The sequence below is a fragment of the Streptomyces sp. NBC_00162 genome, assembly GCF_024611995.1.
In the GTDB taxonomy this organism is placed as follows: domain Bacteria; phylum Actinomycetota; class Actinomycetes; order Streptomycetales; family Streptomycetaceae; genus Streptomyces.
In genome coordinates this window covers 588561-604166 of record NZ_CP102509.1, presented here as the reverse complement: position 1 = coordinate 604166, position 15606 = coordinate 588561, and the positions used below count along the sequence as shown (strand labels likewise).

The window sequence follows — 15606 nt, the reverse complement described above, 5'->3', positions numbered from 1 at the left end:
GGCATCGCCGGCACCAACCCCGCCCCGCCATGTGCCAGAGCTCCCGATTGCCACGCTGTAATGGCCGTGATGGTCGGGAGACCCTGACGACTGTCGCGCCTGTCGCTCAGTGCTGTACGAGTCGGCACCCCTGCCGTGTTCGATGCCCGATGCGGCATTGGACATCGACCAACTCGCGGAACGCGCTGTGACTACTCTTCCGGCGTACGCCAGAGAGGATGTTGTCGAAGGGTGGGAAGCCACTGGGAGGGCAGCGCCTGGTGCTCCCGGAACACCGCCGCTAGTTCGGTAAGGCTCATCGTTTCTAGGCCACGAGCCCGTGCGTCCTGCCAGGCACGCGTGAGCGTGTCGAACAGTGCGAGAACTTGAGGCGGCCGTACCCAGTAGAGGTTCTCTTCGGCAACGTTGTACGCGCCGTCGTTCACCTTCTTCTTGGGGGACGCCAGGACACAGATGGAGTCTCCTGGTGCCACAGCGCCTTCCGCCTTCTCCGTGGTTCGTCGGTGGCCGCCAGCTTGCCGAGCCTGGTCGGCACCGATCTCGCCGGTTTCCGTTGCTTGGTTCTTCGCTTCCCAGATGATCCACCGGGCACTGTAAAAGACCCACACGGCATCCGGCTTGGCGGCGCTGCCGTCCCGAGGATCTCCATAGCTCTTACTGGCGCCAGCAAGGCGTCCGAGGTGGACCAGGCCGTCCTCGTACGGGTCGGGATCCGTCTGCTGGAGTCCCGCCCTGGTCGAAAGTGCCGCTTGGAAGGCTTCAGGGCTCCACAGGTCCTTCGCAGCCAGGATGGTGTTCATGGCTGCTTCGTCCGTCGGATCGAGCTCTTCCACCGCGGCCGAGAGGGGCGGCGACTGGGGCAACGCGATCAAACCACGTTGTGCCAAGGCTGTTCCGTCGCGCTTCGCTGAAATAGCTGGCTGCGGCTTGCTGGAACTGCGTCTCTCCGGTGGCCTCGGCCAGACGATGGGCCACGCAGAAACCAAGGTAGCTCCACAGCGAGCTGTACCGCTTCGGCGTTTGAGCATTGCGCAGTTGGTCGGTCACGCTCTTGATCGAGGCGAGTGCGAACTGGTGGTCCTTGGACCAGAGCGCGTTGGCAGCCGCGACCTCGCTACGGACGGCTTTCTGGAGCGCTGCGGCACCAGGCCCGTCCTGCCGGTCATAGGTTTCCCGATTTCGGACGATGTCCTCCTCGACTCCCTGCCAGTCAGGGCCCTGGTCGTTGAAGATCGCCAGGTTGCCCCACACGTCGTCCGAGGACTGGCCGAGTGATGCATCGACTCCGACTTCCAGCTCAGCGTGGATTTCGGGGTGCATCGATGCCTGAATGTCCCTGCGGGCCAGATAGGACGTCAGGCTGCGGCCGAGAACCAGAACGGTAGCGTGATCGCGAAGGTTGCGTGTCGCCCGGCCAGCACCCTGCTGGATGCGCGCACGGATGCGTTCGCGGAGCACTTCGTCGGCGCCGAGGGTCTCTTGGAGGAAGCGCTCCTGAAGGTCCCCCTTGGCCGGCAGACCAGTGAACACCACCAGTCGGCAGTCGTCGTCCGGGAGGTCTACTCCGTCGTAGCGGTTCGTCAGAACCAGTGCGGCTGCAGGCTGTGAGGTGAAGGCAGCGAGATCGTCCTCGACCTGCTGTGCGGTGAAGGTGCGATAGTTCTCCGGCAGGTAGTGCTCGCGGAACTTGTCGGCCACTCGGGTCTCGGGGGTCAGTACGACTGCACGTCCCGCCTGCTCGATGACTCGCCGAACGAACGGCGCGACTGCCTTCGGATCCGAGGCCAGGTCCTGGGCGATCTCCGGGAAGACGAAGAACCTCCGCCCGGTGCCTTCCTTGTCCCACCCTGCGGGCACAGGAATGCGATGGATCCTAGGCCGCCCGAATGCGCGCTCGAGCTCTCCGCCGGCCCCCAATGTGGCGCTCATGTAGATGCGCTGCTGCGGACTGTTGAATGCCTCGTGCTGGAAGGTAGGGGCGATGAGTGGGCGGATGAGGATCTCGCGGTACGACACGTACGTCATGCAGTCGGCCACGTGGGTCTCGAGAAACTTCCAGGCGTACATGGCGTCGTCGCTGACCTTGCGGTGAGCAACAGCGTCTCGGATGACCGACTCCACGTGGTTGGCCTGGGCAGCAACGGCCGCGGGAGAGGCGAGGTAGATCCCCGTGCGGTACTGGTCCCCGGGATTCTCGGACCGCAGGTGCGGTAGCAGGAGGGGGTCCAGGGCGGAGCTCAGGGCGGCGAGCACATCCTTGTACGCACTCTCGTGGGAGCGTCGGCGGATCCGCAGGCTCCAGGGCTTGGCGACGTAGCCCTCGGCCGCATGGGCATCGTCAAGGATCAGGACATCGGCTGCATCGATCCTCGGCCGCGCGTTGAAGACGTGGCTGTACGTACTGACGGCGATCGAGCCCCCGGCCTGAAAGCGCGTGAGGTCGACTTGGTCCCAGTCCTTCGACTGGCCGATGAGAAGCGACGGCGGGATACCGTAGTCGTCCAGCTTCCGGGCCGTCTGCACAGCGAGCTGCCGCGTGGGGCACAGGTATGCGACTCGTCGCCCGTCCGCCCGTCGCAGATACTCGGCGATCAGACCGCCGACTAGGGTCTTGCCCGCACCGGTCGGTAGCTCAAGTGCGACGTCACTTTTGTCGCGGAACTCCTTGTGCCAGTACTCCATGACCTTCGACTGGTGCCCCCAGACAGACGCCGGCCCACGGTTCCCCCGTGCCAGCAGCCGGTACAACTGCTCCGGATCGCTCGGAACACCAACCGAGTCCGTCTGCCCTCGCTTGAATGCCACGCCGCCCCTCCGCCCCATGACTCTTGTCGGGAGATCAGACTCCCGCTTCACCGCGGCCCATTCATAGCAGTTCGCACGGCTTGCGCATGAGGAGCTTGTAGATCTCCCATCCGCCTGGGCGCCACGGGCCGCAGGAGGGCAGCCGGAGCAGACCCTGCCCCAGTGGGTGCACAGCACCCGTCGGCCGGTCGGCAACACAACCTCCTGCGCTGTCGAGACGAGCCGCCATCACTCTGGCGCCGCGTCAGGCACTCACACGTCGGATTGAGTTCGGAATATTTTGGAGCACTAGAGCGAGGAATGATCGTGTGTATACTTGGCGAACAGCCTGAGGATGGGAGGGTAGCCGATGGAAGCTCACGAGGACCTGGTAGCCGTACCCGCCATGCTTGCGCTGGCTCGCGAATCCCGAGGGATGACGCAAGCAGACCTCGCAGTCGCGATGTCGCGGCTTGACGGTGCCAGCCGGGTCTCCCAGGGCTATGTGAGCCGAGCCGAAGCCGGCCGCCTACAGGTGAAGGACGATCGCCTCGCCCTGTACGCAGAAGCTCTCGGATACACACCTGAAATGCTATGCCGCACCACTGACACTCACGGCGTAGGCGTTGGCTTGGTCCACCACCGGAAGCGCGCCTCGATGGGGGCCACGAGCCTCCGCCGCATCCACGCGACACTGATGTTGACCCGCCTGCAAGTCGAGTCACTCACAGCGCCGCTGACCGACCTCGGCAACCACCGCTTCCGGCATATCGACATCGACGACCTGGATACCCCCGAGGATGCGGCTGCCGCACTGCGTGAAGAGTGGGGCATCGGCCGCGGGCCCATCGACGACCTCGTGTCGGTGATAGAGGGCGCCGGCGCGTCGGTGGTCATCCGGGACTTGGGAACAGCGGATCTGGACGCCGTCAGCCAGTGGCAGGCCGGTAGCCCACCGCTTTTCCTACTCAACTCGACCGCGCCAGGTGACCGCTTCCGCTTCAGCCTGGCGCACGAGCTAGGGCATGTCGTGATGCACACCGAACCCGGGGAAGGGCGCCTTCAGGAACAGCAGGCCGACCGCTTCGCGGCCGAGTTCCTCATGCCTCACGACGCGATCTTCCCCGAGCTCAAGCCGGGCGTTGACTTGCAGCGACTCATGGAGCTCAAGACCAGGTGGGGCGTCTCGATGGCAGCGCTCATCAGGCGAGCGCTCTCCTCGGGGTCGTCAGCGAGTGGCAGTACCGCAACCTCATGGTCGAGATGTCGGCGCTCGGCTACCGAACCGTCGAGCCCGTCACCGTTCAGCGCGAGACCCCGCGCCACATCGCTCGGGTCGTAACCCGGCTTGAGCAACAGCACCACCTCGACCTGACCAATGCGGCCCATCTGGCTGGCCTGGGTCACGAGGAGTTCCACGAGATCTACTTGTGCGCTTCCTCTTCGTCCGGGGCCGTTGTGACTCCGGCCCACCTGTGAGGTGACCTCTTGAGCAACCCCGCACCCTTCGGACAGCGCCCGCCTGCTCTGCGGGTACTCGATGCCAGCATCCCTGCCACCCCGATCCTGGCGGGGCGTGTGTTGCTGCACGAGCAATCACGCTTCATTCCGCGCCAGCGCGAGGCAATCGACACCGACCTCGGTGGCGTAGTGATGACTGGAGACAACGCCGGAACCCGCGCGTTCAAGCTCCGCACCGAGGCTGGCTTCACCGGCACCATGCTGATCGACAGCGCCCCGTACACAACCTATACGGCGACCGAGGACGAGCCGTTCCTCCTGCCTCACGACCTGATCTTCACGACCCTCGACGACGCGCTCGGCCTCCAGAAGGCCGCAGGGGCTAGCGCCGCCCTGACGCCTACGGGTTACATCGCACCCGGAGCCTCCAAGCCGCTGAAAGCGGTGATCCGCGCAGCGCAAGGCATCGAGCGCGTTGACACCGTCGTGACCCTGCCCGTCGATGTCACCTGGCTCGGCAACGAACGCGTCGGCCAGCTCATCGCCGCTTGCCAGCGCATCAACCAGCCCAAAGCCCTGGTATTGGTCGGCCAGTTCGATCCGCTGCAGCACGCCAAGGTCATCCCTGCGAACCTCCGCCGCGTCATCTCCGAGGTCGAGGACATGATGCTGCTGCGGACGGACTTGGCGGCCCTCGACGCGATGGCCCACGGCGCCCTCTGTGCTGGTATCGGTGTCTCAAGCTCTGTGCGACACAGCGTGGCGCCCGGCGAGCGAGCGAAGGTCAGCAAGCCGAACGGCCCGGTGTACCCGAGCGTTTTGATGCCGGAGCTCATGTGCTTCAAGGGTGCCGAATCGCTCGCGAACCGCTACGCAAACGCCGAGCCGGCGACCTGCCTCTGCGAGGTCTGCAACGGGCGTGGACTCGACCGCTTCTTCAAGACCGACAGCGAGACACGCGTCGAAGCCGAGGACCACAACATCCTCACCTGGAGCACGTGGGTAGGCGAGTTGGCTGGCTATGAATCGGGGCCCAAGCGGAAGTCGTGGTGGCAGGAGAAGTGTGCCGCTGCCATCAACCGCTACCCGCTCGAGAACCAGCGAATCGGGCTCTCAGTGAAGAGGGGCTTCCAGCCGCCGCCGCCCCTGGCGGCTTGGGCGACGCTGCCTGCTTCTTAGCGCGGTCTCTCCGACCACATGTTAGAGGCGTGCCACGGAGGCGCCGCGCCTCACTAAGCCAGCTGGGCGTACAGGTCTTCGAGGAATTTCCAGCCAGCCACGGTGTGGCGGCGCTTCACGAAAGGCCGCGGAGGAACCAGGACGTCCAGCTCGTTGCCGATCAGAGCCAAGAGGCCGATGCCGTAGAAGTCCGCCTGCAGTATCGCGTCATCCTTGCGGCGCAAAGGGCGCTCAACAAGGACCGCACGCGCGCAGAACGGGGTGAAGAGCTCCGCCTTCTCCATTGCCGATTCCCAGCCTCTGCCGGGCACGATGGCAAGATCAACACGCAGAGGCTGGACAACCCTCCTGGTCACGGTTCCGCCGCTTTGAACGACCACACCCTTTGGCGCCGCCTTGAGCGCACGCCGCTCGGGTGAACTCAAGGTATTGACCGGCACGGCCTCACCCACAGGCAGCCCCATGAGGAGATCCAGCACGTCTGGCCGGGTCAGCGGCGGCGTACCTTCAGCAGCACGCCTCTCACACTCGACAGCGTCGCGTCGGTAGGCGACGACGGCCTGTGCGCCAAACACGTTCACGGCCTGCAACCTCGACTCGTGCGGAATCAGCGTTCCCGACGGGACTGACTTCGAGAGCACATCGACCGGTCCTCGAGACGCAACCGCCATGACTCAACCTGCCCTCACCCGAAACCGTGCCCCCTAGGGGCTCTGACTCGCGCGCCAGAAGCATGGAACCACCCTCCGGCAGATCCGGTCCCGGCCTACTAGCAGCTCCCCAGAAGCCCGCCTGGGGCGTTCGGCAACATAGCCCTAACCGAGGTAGCCGGTGCAAGGACACGGAAATCAAGCACCAGCGCTCGCCAGCAGGCTAGAACGGAGAGGCTCTCACCAGACCAAGATCGTCACAACGACCCTAATGTGGCTAGCAGCCGCACCGCAATGATCACGCTCGACCGGTTGCCGACCTGACTGCGACACGTGCGATCGTAAGGCATCCGATCGCGATTCACTCATTCGTTCGATTCTGTTGAGTGGATCCCGTCGCATCCCAATCGAGCTACCCCCATAGGCCCCGCGGCACTCTGCCGCGGCAGCGCGCCCAGAGGAGTGACCTGACTGAACAGATGAACTTGACGGGGAACCGCTGCTCTGGCGTGGACAGGGACTCGGAGTGTGCGGCAGGCGGAGCCTTCACGGAAGCACGGTGGTCCGGGTTGAGGTTCGTCAGGACGACATGATGAAGCGCAGGGCAAGGCCGGGGGCCGTTGTCCAGTAGGTGACGCGGGCACCGTCGTCGAACGCCACCCGGCCGGGCAGGTCGAGGTTGATCGGCTCGCTCACTTTGCTGCCGAGGTCGGGGCCCTGGAGGCTGAGGGGGATGGTGTTCGTGTCGTACGTATCCATGCCGCCGCCGTTGGCGAGCAGGGCTGCGTACGCCTTCTCACCCGGAGCGAGGGTGGCGGGCGCATCCTCGCTGTCCTTGATCACGGCAAAGGCTTCCCTGGCATAGGCGAACTTCAGGTAGGGGTAGTGGTAGACGTTGCACCTCTTGTTCCCGGTGTTGGTGACGGTGAGGAGGAGGTGCCTGACGCTCTTGCCCTCCTCGTCCTCGTTCGTGGCGGAGAACGCGAGGTCGCCTTCCGCACACGCGACAACGGCGGCGCTGTTGCTGCTACTCGCCTCGCCACCGGTGTTTGCCGAACCGCCGCCCGGCTTCGCCGAAGCCGTCTCACCCGCCTTCGGCGAGCGCGTCGCGCTCGGCCGGTCCGAGGGCTTGAAGTCGTCCGATCCATCGGCCCCGCTCGACTCGCATGCCGTGCCCGCCAGCAGCAGCGCACCCAGAGCGGCCACGACCGCCGCCTTGCTGGTTACCTTGTTTCCCCTGGTCAACGGAGCCCCCTTGTGGTGTGCTTCGATTTACACGACCTGTACGCATGCCAGAAGTCACGGGGTTGCATGCGGAACGAAAAAGTTTTGGACCGATGGGGGCGGCATGACGGAGGACGAGTTCGACGCGTTCTACGCGTCGGCGTTCCCGCGGGTCGTCGGCCAGGTGTACTCCTTCACCGGTGACCACGGCCAGGCCCAGGACGTTGTCCAAGAGGCCTTCATACGTGCCTGGGACCGGCGTGGTGACTTCCTTGCCACCGAGGCCCCGGAAGCCTGGATCCGCACCGTCGCGATGCGTCTCGCGGTCAGCCACTGGCGGCGGGCGCGGCGGTGGCTGGAGCTGATACGCCACACCCCGCTGCCCGGTCACGCCCCCGGCCCCGACCCCGAGCACGTCGCCCTTGTCGCGGCGCTGCGACAGCTTCCGGAGCCCCAGCGCCTGGCGATCGTGCTGCACCACCTGTGTGACCTCAGCGTGGAGCAGGTAGCCTCCGAGACCGGTGCCCCGACCGGTACGGTCAAGGCCCGCCTTTCCCGCGGCCGTGCAGCCCTCGCCAAGCTGCTGCCGGCGAACGAGGTCGGCGTGGCGGGCGGGAGTAGCGAGAAGAAGGAGGATGACCGTGGCTGATGACCTCTCCTCCGCCCTGCGCGAGCTGGCCGACAGCGCTGGCAGGCCCGCCCCCACGACGGGGGCGGAAGTACGCCGCCGGGCCGCCTCCCGTCGGCGCCGCCGACACACGGCCGTCGCGGGCGGCACCGCCGTAGTGGCCGCAGCCCTCGTGTTCGGCCTGACCATGGCCCTCGGCGGCCCGGAGTCCCATCGGCGCCCGGCCCCGCCCGTCGCCTCCCCCACTGTGCCGTCCCCGACTGCGCCGTCTCCCACTGCGCCGTCCCCCACTGCGCCCACCGCCGTTGTCGCGTGTGCGGAAGGCGACCTCGCGTTCTCCGCCACGAACGAGGACGAGGAGGGCAAGAGCGTCAGGCACCTCCTCCTCACCGTCACCAACACCGGGAACAAGAGGTGCAACGTCTACCACTACCCCTACCTGAAGTTCGCCTATGCCAGGGAAGCCTTCGCCGTGATCAAGGACAGCGAGGATGCGCCCGCCACCCTCGCTCCGGGTGAGAAGGCGTACGCAGCCCTGCTCGCCAACGGCGGCGGCATGGATACGTACGACACGAACACCATCCCCCTCAGCCTCCAGGGCCCCGACCTCGGCAGCAAAGTGAGCGAGCCCAACAACCTCGACCTCCCCGGCCGGGTGGCGTTCGACGACGGTGCCCGCGTCACCTACTGGACAACGGCCCCCGGCCTAGCCCTGCGCTTCATCATGTCGTCCTGACGAACCTCAACCCGGACCACCTGTCGCGACGGCGTAGCCGGGTGCTGGGGTGTGCGCGCCGCCGTCGGCGGGGACGGGAAGGGATGCCGGCAGGTGCCGACCGCCTGCCGGTGTGATCTGCTCGACCTTGACAGCCCGGGCCGGCACCACGTCGAAAGCGCCGCCCGGTTCAGCGGCGATGATCTCGGGCTGCTCGTCGGCGGCGAGGTCGTAGTGGATCAGGATGCGTGGACACCGGCGCGGTCGCCGTCGCGGCGGGGCCGATCGCGAACGCCGTCATGGCAGCCGCAGGGGAAGTGACCGGAGTCGAAGGAGACGAGGCGGCTGTTCGGGAGCCGGTCGTGCATTAGACGCCGTTGGACGGCGGTACCAGTTCGTCGTGCTCGGCGTTCATCACCAGCACCGGCGTTGTGATCGACGGCAACAGGTCTCCGAGGACGGGGAGTTCCGCGGGGTACGCGCGGACGTAACGAGCCGACTCGGCGAAGCGTCCGTCCTCGTAGGCGGACACGTAGTCCTCCCACACTTCGGGCTCCTCGGCCTTTGGCGCCCCCGCTTCCACCGCCGCGCCGACCGACGCACGGGCGTCGAAGTCTTGGAGGAGGCCGAGGTCCGGTGCCGCGATGATGTCCGCGAGCGCCCCGGACACGTCGAGCGGATACGCCGCCCCACCGCTGCCGACAATGACCGATGCCACCGACTCCGGGTTGCGGGCGGCCAGGAACAGCGCCGCGCCGGTGCCGACGTCCGGGCCCAGCACGTGCGGGGTGCCCAGGCCCCATTCGCCGATCAGGGCGTACAGGAACTCGCCCATCGCCGAGGGGGCGAAGAGCTCGGTGCGCCCCTCCGAGTGGCCGAATCAGGGCAGGTCGACGGCCACCAGCCGGCCCAGTGGCGCCAGGCGCGGCCAGATGCGGCGGAACGCGAGGAGGCTCTCCGGCCACGGGCTCGTCATGAGGAGCGTCGGCCCCGGCTGTTCGCCGGTGTCCACGTGGCGGATCGCCAGGCCGTCGACGGTTCGCGTCCGCAGGGCGCTCCCGGTCAGCGCTGCGCTGGTCATGATCTCTCCATTCGGGCGAACGTCAGCAGGTGTCCGCCGCCGTCGCGTGGGCGCGGGCCCTCTCGGTCATGGTCTGGGCCGTGTCCAGGTTGATGCTCATGGCGTTTGCCCCTGTCGTCAGCGGCGCGAGTTCGCGGTGCCTCTGGCGGGAGCGTCGATCTGTTCGGCGATCCAGGAGGCTGCGAACGTGGTCCAGGCCATCGCGTCGCCGGCCCCTTGGGCGAGCCCGAGACTGTGGGGGCCGTGCGCGAAGACATGGACTGTGTGCGGGACCTCGTGCACGGCCAAGGCCGCGGCGAGGCGGTAGGTGTGCTCCGGAGGGACGTAGATGTCCTCGGCGGTGTGCCACAGGAAGAACGGTGGTGACTGGGCGGTCACGAGCTTGTCCAGCGATGTCTCACGCCGCAGGTCCGGTGAGGCGTCCTCGCCGAGCAGGATGATCCGCGAGGGCCGGTAGGTCTCGGTCTCCATCGACGTGATCGCGTACCCGAGTACGGCGAACTGGACCGACTCACGCAGGTCGGCGGTCGGTGCGAGCGCGGCGTGCCCGGCCAGGTGTCCTCCTGCGGAGAACCCGATCAGACCGATGCGCTCGGCGCCCTGTTAGCGGCGGCGCCGGATCTCGGCCCGCAGCGCCAGCAGGGGCTCGGGATGGCGCGCATGGAGCGGGTACCGGAACACGCTCGCCGAGATGCCGAGCCCACCGAGCCAGCCGGCGATCGGCTCCGCTTCGTGTGCCGCGTGCTCCGCGTACCCGCCGCCGGGGAGCACGATCATGTGGATTGCCGCAGCCCGGGCCGCGCCGACGTCTGCGCGGCGCGACCGCATCGGTTCGTGTCGACTCCTCACCGCTGACCTCCATATTCGGCCATGGACGGCGTCGACGGCCTGCTCCCGTGAAACCGTACCCAGGTCACCGGCCAGCCGGACGCCCCGACACCACGCGAGGATGTGAGCGCGCGGATCTGGTGCACGGCCGCCCGTTGGGAGTGCCCGGTGCCGAGGCTCAGCCCTGCGGCGCGGTGTCGGCGTCAGGAGCCCCAGCGGGAGGCCCGCGCGGCGAGTTCGAGGGCGGTGACGGCGCCGGGTTCGCCGCGCTCGCGGAGGAATTCGCCGGGGACGGTGTAGCGGGCGCCGGCATGCGGGGAGCGGGCGGCCTGCCGCACGACGTCGTCGACCAGCACGGTGGCCATGTCCAGCCGCGGGTAGCGGCCGTGGAGCGCCTCGCCCTGGGCGTCGGTGACGAACTCGGTTCCGAAGCCGATGTCGACTCCGATGCCCCGGCGGGTGAGGTAGGACAGCACGCCACGGCGCTCCGCGATGCCGTCCGAGGTGTGCAGGGCGATCGCCTCCCACACCGGGTCGGTCTTGTCCGCGCCGTAGCCGTGCTCGGTGAGGAACCGGGCTGCCAGGTCGGCGCCTTCGACCTCGAATCGCGCCTGGCCCGGGGCCGACGGCGAGGCCCCGAGGTCGTGCAGGACGCAGGCGTGGAAGAGGAGTTCGGCGTCGAAGTCGATGCCGGGCTTGAGCCCTTCGTGTTCGGCCAGCAGCGCGGCGAAGACGTAGCTGCGGATGCTGTGGTTGGCGACCGGCTCGCTCTCACACGACCGGACGAGCTCGACTGCGGCACGGGCGACGGGAGTGTCCGGGAGCGCGGGCAGGAGGCTGGCTTCAGTGTCCATGAGGCGACCGTAGGCGCGTAGCGGACCCAGCCGTGAGTGGCACTCGTGCCATGAATCGATAGAATCATGCCATGACGAATCGGGCAGCAGGCGGGGCACACCACGTTGTCGTGGTGGCCCCGGAAAACGTCCTCGCGCTGGACATCGGGATCCCGATGCAGGTCTTCGGGAGCTGGCGGGACGGCCCGTACACGCTCACGGTCTGCGCGGAGCGGCCCGGCCCCGTCCCTATGTACGGCGGCCCTGCGCTGTCCGTAGCGCACGGTCTGGACGCCCTGGCATCCGCCGACACCGTGATCGTCCCGGGCTACCTGGAGCCGGACGGGCTGGAGCCGGACCTGCCCGGCGCTGAGATGACCGCCGCACTGGCGGGGGCGGCAGCCCGCGGCGCCCGCATGGCGTCCATCTGTACCGGCGCGTTCGCCCTCGCCGCCGCCGGTCTGCTCGACGGCCGCCGGGCAACCACGCACTGGCTGTACGCGCAGGCGCTGGCCAGGCGGTACCCGCGGGTGACGGTCGTGCCCGAGGATCTGTACATCGACGAGGGCCAGGTGCTCACATCAGGCGGAGTCTCCTCCGGCCTGGACCTGTGCCTCCACCTCATCCGCCGCGACCACGGCCCCCGCCTGGCGAACCAGCAGGCCCGCCTGCTGGTGGCCGCCCCGCACCGCACCGGCGGCCAGGCCCCGTTCATCGACCTGCCGGTGCGACCCGAGCCCTCCGACAGCCCTGCACTCTACGACTGGGCCCTGCGCAACCTGCACCAGCCGCTCACCGTCGACCAGCTGGCGCTCCAGGCCGGCATGTCCCGCCGAACCCTGATCCGCCGCTTCCACACCGACACCGGACTGCCGCCCATGCGCTGGCTGCTCGACGCCCGGCTCGCCCGCGCACGCGAACTCCTCGAATCCGGCGACCTCACGGTCGAAGCCGTCGCACGCCACTGCGGCCTGGGCACCCCGGCCAACTTCCGGACGCTGTTCAAGGCACACGTCGGAGTGCCGCCCAGTGTCTACCGCGAGACGTTCGTCGGCTGACGGGTACCGGGGCGCTGTGTCCTCCTCGGCCACGGCCGCTACGGGCGGTCAGCGTCCAAGGCTGGTTCACCACCAAGCTCCACCTGAGCGCGGACGGCCGCTGCCGCCCGCTGTCCCTGATTGGCACGCCGGGACAGCGAGCAGACTGCACCCAGTCCGAACCGGTGCTGGAGAAGATCCGTGTCCCCCCGCCCGGGCTGGGCAGGGCAGGCCCCGCAAGAAGCCGGACAGTATCGCTGCGGACAGGGCCTACCGCCAGGCTGATCAGGTCGCCCTCCCAGTGACCAGGGATCGCGCGGTCGGCGGCTTCGGCGGGCCGGTCTCTGATCATGACCATCGGGTCGCGGAAGCCGGGTGCCCCCGAAAGGCTGATCGAGGTCTCGTCGGTGCCGATCACCGCCGCGCGGCGCAGGGCCTGCTTGAGGTGTGCCTCGAAGTCGGCCAGGGGCTTGTTCAGGCGGGTCAGGCAGCGGTCGACGAACCCGGTGGAGAAGGGGATGTTGAGCAGACCCTCGATCAGTTTCGCGGTGCGCTCGGTGCTGATCTGCCGTCGGCGGCCAGCAGGGTGGCGAACGCCCGTAGGTTCGGCCCGTAGCAGGTCGGGCAGTGTACCCCCGCCGGAGCCGGCGCGGCGGCGGTGACCGTCCCTCACGCACACCGCCGCCGCGCCAGGTGCAACTCGGTGACCTGCTGTTCAATCAGCGGGATGTCGAAGACCTGCACGGCACGGAAGCCTGCATCGACCTCGTTCCGCCAGCGAGTTGTGGCAGCAGCCGGCGCACTCCACGGGGTCGATCCGCTCGATCCGGTCGGGCTCGGCCGCCATCTCCACTCCAGCGCCCGGCCCACTCGGCCCTTCTGCCCGCCGGGCCTGCGCTCCTTGGACCGCTCCCGCTGCGAACGCTCCGCTTTCTTCTCCAGCGGATCCGACGACGGCGGCTTGCTGCTGTTGGCTGAAACCAGCTCTCAGACCCATCTCGGCGCGGGCCGCCACCACCCGGTGGCGGCCCGCCCTGTCGTGTGTCAAGGGCCTCCGGGTCGACAACCCCCTGCTGCTCCTGGCGGACGATGAGGAAGGGGTGGATCGCCTGTCCGGCTGGGTGTGGAAGCCGACGCCGAAGCGCTGGAGGAGTTGGGGGAGGGGCCGTACGGGATGACCGTCAGGCAGTGCAGAACCAGTTTCTTGACGAGTCAACGGCTCGGGCGGTGCAGATGAGCTTCCGCGACTGGTGGAGCGAAGGCGCCCGGGTGCGGGTTGAGCAGGTCGAGAAGGAGGGTGCAGGCGCGAAGGCCTCACGTGCTGGACAGCCGATTCCGGAAGTCCGAACAAAACCCCTTGCCTAATGGTCAAGAAGTGTTGACCATTGGATGCATGCCTACCGATGATCTTCCCGAGACGTTCCACGTCACCACTGACGAGCAGCTACGAGCCGTTTCCAATCTCACGCGTCACCGGATCATGGCCGTGCTCCGCTTCGAGCCCGCGACGATTACGCAGATCGCCGAGCGAGTGGGCCTGGCGAAGGGGAGTTCCAGCTACCACGTACGGCTGCTGGAGCGGGCCGGCCTGGTGAAGGTGGTACGAACGCGGAAGGTCCGGGGGGTCACCGAGCGGTACTACGCAATGGCCGCGCGGGCGATCGTGCTGCCGGATCCGGGCGAGGGAGGCCCGGATGTGCTGATGCGGCATGCGGTGGCGGACCTGGAAGCAGCGCCGGTGGATGGCGAGCGGCACGTACGGATGGCGCATCTGCGGCTCACCGGGGAGCAGTTCGCGGAGCTGGGTGCGAGGCTGCAGGCACTGGCGGACGAGTACCGGGAGCTGTCCGATCCGTCGCTGCCGGACGCGTCACTCGTCTTCGCACTGTTCCACCCGGCACCGCGCGAGCAGGCCGAAGGGGACGCCAAGTGACTTCAGACGTCCGGAAGTTGCCGACCGGGTTCGGACGGCTGTGGACTGCGCAGACGGTGTCCTCGCTCGGTGACGGGGTGACGCACGCCGCGCTGCCGCTGCTCGCGTTGACGCTGACGCGGGACCCGATGGCGCTCGCCGTCGTCACGGCCGCCGGGACACTGCCGTGGGTGCTGTTCGGGGTGCTCGGTGGTGCGCTGGTGGACCGCTGGGACCGTCGGCGCACGATGTGGGTCACGGACGCGGCGCGTGCGGTGCTGCTCGCGATACCGGCGGCAGCGGCCGCGCTCGACGTGCTGAGCATTCCACTGCTCGCGGCCGTCGCCTTCCTGCTCGGCCTCGGCGGACTCTTCTTCGACACGGCCGCCACGGCCTATCTGCCGGATCTGCTCGGCCGCGACCCCGCGCTCCTGGAGCGCGCCAACTCCCGCCTGCGCGGCACCCAGACCGCCGCGTCCGGCTTCGCGGGGCCGCCCGCGGGCAGTGCCCTGCTCACGCTCGGGCGGGCGGTTCCCCTGCTCGCCGACGCGGTGTCCTTCGCGCTCTCCGCACTGCTCGTACGGTCACTGCCCGCCGCACCCCGGCCCGTACCACAGGCCCGCGAGTCGCTGCTGCGGCAGGCGCGGGCCGGCGCCTCGTACGTCTTCCGGGATCGGCTGCTGCTCGGGCTCGCGCTGCGTCCGGCGGTCGGGAACGTCGCCTTCCTCGCCGTGGAGACCGTACTCGCCCTCTTCGCGCACGATCGTCTCGGCATCGACACCTTCGGCTTCGGCCTGCTCCTCACGGCGGAGGCCACCGGCGGTCTGCTCGGCGCGGGCATCGCCTCCTTCCTCGGCCGACGACTCGGCACCGGCACCGCGCTTACCTGCACGGCCGCAGTCGAGGGACTCGCCATCCTGGGCCTTGCCGTCGCCCCGAGCCCGTACCTCGCCGGCCTCGCGCTCGCCGTCTGCGGAGCGGGCATGGGCGCCACGATGGTGCTCGGTCCCTCCCTCCGACAGGCGATCGTCCCCGCCCACCTGATGGGCCGGGTCGCCTCCACCTCCCGCATGCTCGCCATGTGCGCCGCCCCGTTCGGCGCCTTCCTCGGCGGCTGGCTGGCCACCACCTACGACGTACGCACCCCGCTGTACGCCGCTGCCGGCCTCCTCCTCACCATGACCACCGTCACCGCGACCATGACCAGCAACCGCCAGGTTGAGGCCTCGCTGCGCGCCGCCGCCCCGGCCGATGATCGAGCACACGTATGAGGG

The 15606-nt window shown here is 68.3% G+C and carries 17 protein-coding genes; 7 read left to right on the top strand and 10 right to left on the bottom strand.

All coding sequences use genetic code 11. The features are described from left to right. Positions 1–191 precede the first annotated feature (191 nt). Both JIW86_RS03360 and JIW86_RS03355 read right to left on the bottom strand, forming a co-directional pair. Positions 192–800: a hypothetical protein gene (locus JIW86_RS03360; protein ID WP_257552422.1), complete on the bottom strand. Its 609-nt coding sequence runs from the start codon at positions 798–800 to the stop codon at positions 192–194. Then, positions 760–2805 carry a DEAD/DEAH box helicase gene (locus JIW86_RS03355; protein ID WP_257552421.1) on the bottom strand — a complete coding sequence of 682 codons (2046 nt, stop codon included), beginning with the start codon at positions 2803–2805 and terminating at the stop codon, positions 760–762. The genes JIW86_RS03360 and JIW86_RS03355 overlap by 41 nt, the downstream gene beginning before the upstream one ends. Before the next feature lie 349 nt (positions 2806–3154). Between JIW86_RS03355 and JIW86_RS03350 the strand changes: the two genes are divergently transcribed. After that, entirely contained in the window at positions 3155–4126 is a 972-nt protein-coding gene (locus tag JIW86_RS03350) for an ImmA/IrrE family metallo-endopeptidase (RefSeq protein ID WP_257552420.1), read from the top strand. Between the two features lie 146 nt (positions 4127–4272). Then, positions 4273–5424, top strand: a complete 1152-nt coding sequence (locus JIW86_RS03345; protein ID WP_257552419.1) for a hypothetical protein — start codon at positions 4273–4275, stop codon at positions 5422–5424. Positions 5425–5477: 53 nt separating this feature from the next. Here the strand turns inward: JIW86_RS03345 and JIW86_RS03340 are convergent, their stop codons facing one another. Together JIW86_RS03340 and JIW86_RS03335 are read right to left on the bottom strand one after the other, a co-directional pair. Then, complete coding sequence (locus tag JIW86_RS03340; protein WP_257552418.1) at positions 5478–6005, bottom strand: hypothetical protein; 528 nt, start codon at positions 6003–6005, stop codon at positions 5478–5480. 648 nt (positions 6006–6653) lie between these two features. Beyond that, positions 6654–7319: a DUF4232 domain-containing protein gene (locus JIW86_RS03335; protein ID WP_257552417.1), complete on the bottom strand. Its 666-nt coding sequence runs from the start codon at positions 7317–7319 to the stop codon at positions 6654–6656. Positions 7320–7422: 103 nt separating this feature from the next. Between JIW86_RS03335 and JIW86_RS03330 the strand changes: the two genes are divergently transcribed. Together JIW86_RS03330 and JIW86_RS03325 are read left to right on the top strand one after the other, a co-directional pair. Next, complete coding sequence (locus tag JIW86_RS03330; protein ID WP_257552416.1) at positions 7423–7947, top strand: SigE family RNA polymerase sigma factor; 525 nt, start codon at positions 7423–7425, stop codon at positions 7945–7947. After that, on the top strand, positions 7940–8662 hold the full coding sequence (locus JIW86_RS03325; protein WP_257552415.1) for a DUF4232 domain-containing protein: 723 nt from the start codon (positions 7940–7942) through the stop codon (positions 8660–8662). Before JIW86_RS03330 ends, JIW86_RS03325 begins: the two co-directional genes overlap by 8 nt. 346 nt (positions 8663–9008) lie before the next feature. On the opposite strand, the gene JIW86_RS03320 is transcribed toward JIW86_RS03325, so the two are convergent. The 5 genes from JIW86_RS03320 to JIW86_RS03300 all read right to left on the bottom strand — a co-directional run bounded on the left by JIW86_RS03320 (position 9009) and on the right by JIW86_RS03300 (position 11404). Further along, positions 9009–9476, bottom strand: coding sequence for an alpha/beta hydrolase (locus JIW86_RS03320; RefSeq protein ID WP_257552414.1), 468 nt, complete (start codon positions 9474–9476; stop codon positions 9009–9011). Positions 9477–9521: 45 nt separating this feature from the next. Continuing rightward, complete coding sequence (locus JIW86_RS03315; RefSeq protein ID WP_257552413.1) at positions 9522–9722, bottom strand: alpha/beta fold hydrolase; 201 nt, start codon at positions 9720–9722, stop codon at positions 9522–9524. A 117-nt stretch (positions 9723–9839) separates the two neighbouring features. Next, positions 9840–10310, bottom strand: coding sequence for an alpha/beta hydrolase (locus tag JIW86_RS03310; protein ID WP_257559203.1), 471 nt, complete (start codon positions 10308–10310; stop codon positions 9840–9842). 15 nt (positions 10311–10325) lie between these two features. Next, the gene (locus JIW86_RS03305) at positions 10326–10550 is read right to left on the bottom strand and encodes a hypothetical protein (protein ID WP_257552412.1); all 225 of its coding nucleotides are present in this window, start codon (positions 10548–10550) and stop codon (positions 10326–10328) included. A gap of 203 nt (positions 10551–10753) precedes the next feature. Beyond that, positions 10754–11404, bottom strand: a complete 651-nt coding sequence (locus tag JIW86_RS03300) for an HD domain-containing protein (protein WP_257552411.1) — start codon at positions 11402–11404, stop codon at positions 10754–10756. A 71-nt stretch (positions 11405–11475) separates the two neighbouring features. Here JIW86_RS03300 and JIW86_RS03295 point away from each other — a divergent pair, with 71 nt between their 5' ends. Continuing rightward, a complete protein-coding gene (locus tag JIW86_RS03295; protein ID WP_257552410.1) occupies positions 11476–12441 on the top strand; it encodes a GlxA family transcriptional regulator in 966 nt (321 codons plus the stop codon). Between the two features lie 648 nt (positions 12442–13089). On the opposite strand, the gene JIW86_RS42030 is transcribed toward JIW86_RS03295, so the two are convergent. Then, positions 13090–13404 carry a DUF6444 domain-containing protein gene (locus JIW86_RS42030; protein WP_416237656.1) on the bottom strand — a complete coding sequence of 105 codons (315 nt, stop codon included), beginning with the start codon at positions 13402–13404 and terminating at the stop codon, positions 13090–13092. Positions 13405–13813: 409 nt separating this feature from the next. Here JIW86_RS42030 and JIW86_RS03290 point away from each other — a divergent pair, with 409 nt between their 5' ends. Further along, positions 13814–14353 carry an ArsR/SmtB family transcription factor gene (locus tag JIW86_RS03290; RefSeq protein ID WP_257552409.1) on the top strand — a complete coding sequence of 180 codons (540 nt, stop codon included), beginning with the start codon at positions 13814–13816 and terminating at the stop codon, positions 14351–14353. Then, a complete protein-coding gene (locus tag JIW86_RS03285; protein WP_257552408.1) occupies positions 14350–15603 on the top strand; it encodes an MFS transporter in 1254 nt (417 codons plus the stop codon). Before JIW86_RS03290 ends, JIW86_RS03285 begins: the two co-directional genes overlap by 4 nt. Positions 15604–15606 lie beyond the last annotated feature (3 nt).

What these genes read in the sequence shown, in the direction of transcription:
- JIW86_RS03360 (WP_257552422.1), bottom strand. Translation starts at nt 800, where the DNA reads ATGAACACCATCCTGGCTGCGAAGGACCTGTGGAGCCCTGAAGCCTTC.
- JIW86_RS03350 (WP_257552420.1), top strand. Translation starts at nt 3,155, where the DNA reads ATGGAAGCTCACGAGGACCTGGTAGCCGTACCCGCCATGCTTGCGCTG.
- JIW86_RS03330 (WP_257552416.1), top strand. Translation starts at nt 7,423, where the DNA reads ATGACGGAGGACGAGTTCGACGCGTTCTACGCGTCGGCGTTCCCGCGG.
- JIW86_RS03320 (WP_257552414.1), bottom strand. Translation starts at nt 9,476, where the DNA reads ATGGGCGAGTTCCTGTACGCCCTGATCGGCGAATGGGGCCTGGGCACC.
- JIW86_RS03315 (WP_257552413.1), bottom strand. Translation starts at nt 9,722, where the DNA reads ATGACCAGCGCAGCGCTGACCGGGAGCGCCCTGCGGACGCGAACCGTC.
- JIW86_RS03305 (WP_257552412.1), bottom strand. Translation starts at nt 10,550, where the DNA reads ATGCGGTCGCGCCGCGCAGACGTCGGCGCGGCCCGGGCTGCGGCAATC.
- JIW86_RS03300 (WP_257552411.1), bottom strand. Translation starts at nt 11,404, where the DNA reads ATGGACACTGAAGCCAGCCTCCTGCCCGCGCTCCCGGACACTCCCGTC.
- JIW86_RS03295 (WP_257552410.1), top strand. Translation starts at nt 11,476, where the DNA reads ATGACGAATCGGGCAGCAGGCGGGGCACACCACGTTGTCGTGGTGGCC.
- JIW86_RS03290 (WP_257552409.1), top strand. Translation starts at nt 13,814, where the DNA reads ATGCCTACCGATGATCTTCCCGAGACGTTCCACGTCACCACTGACGAG.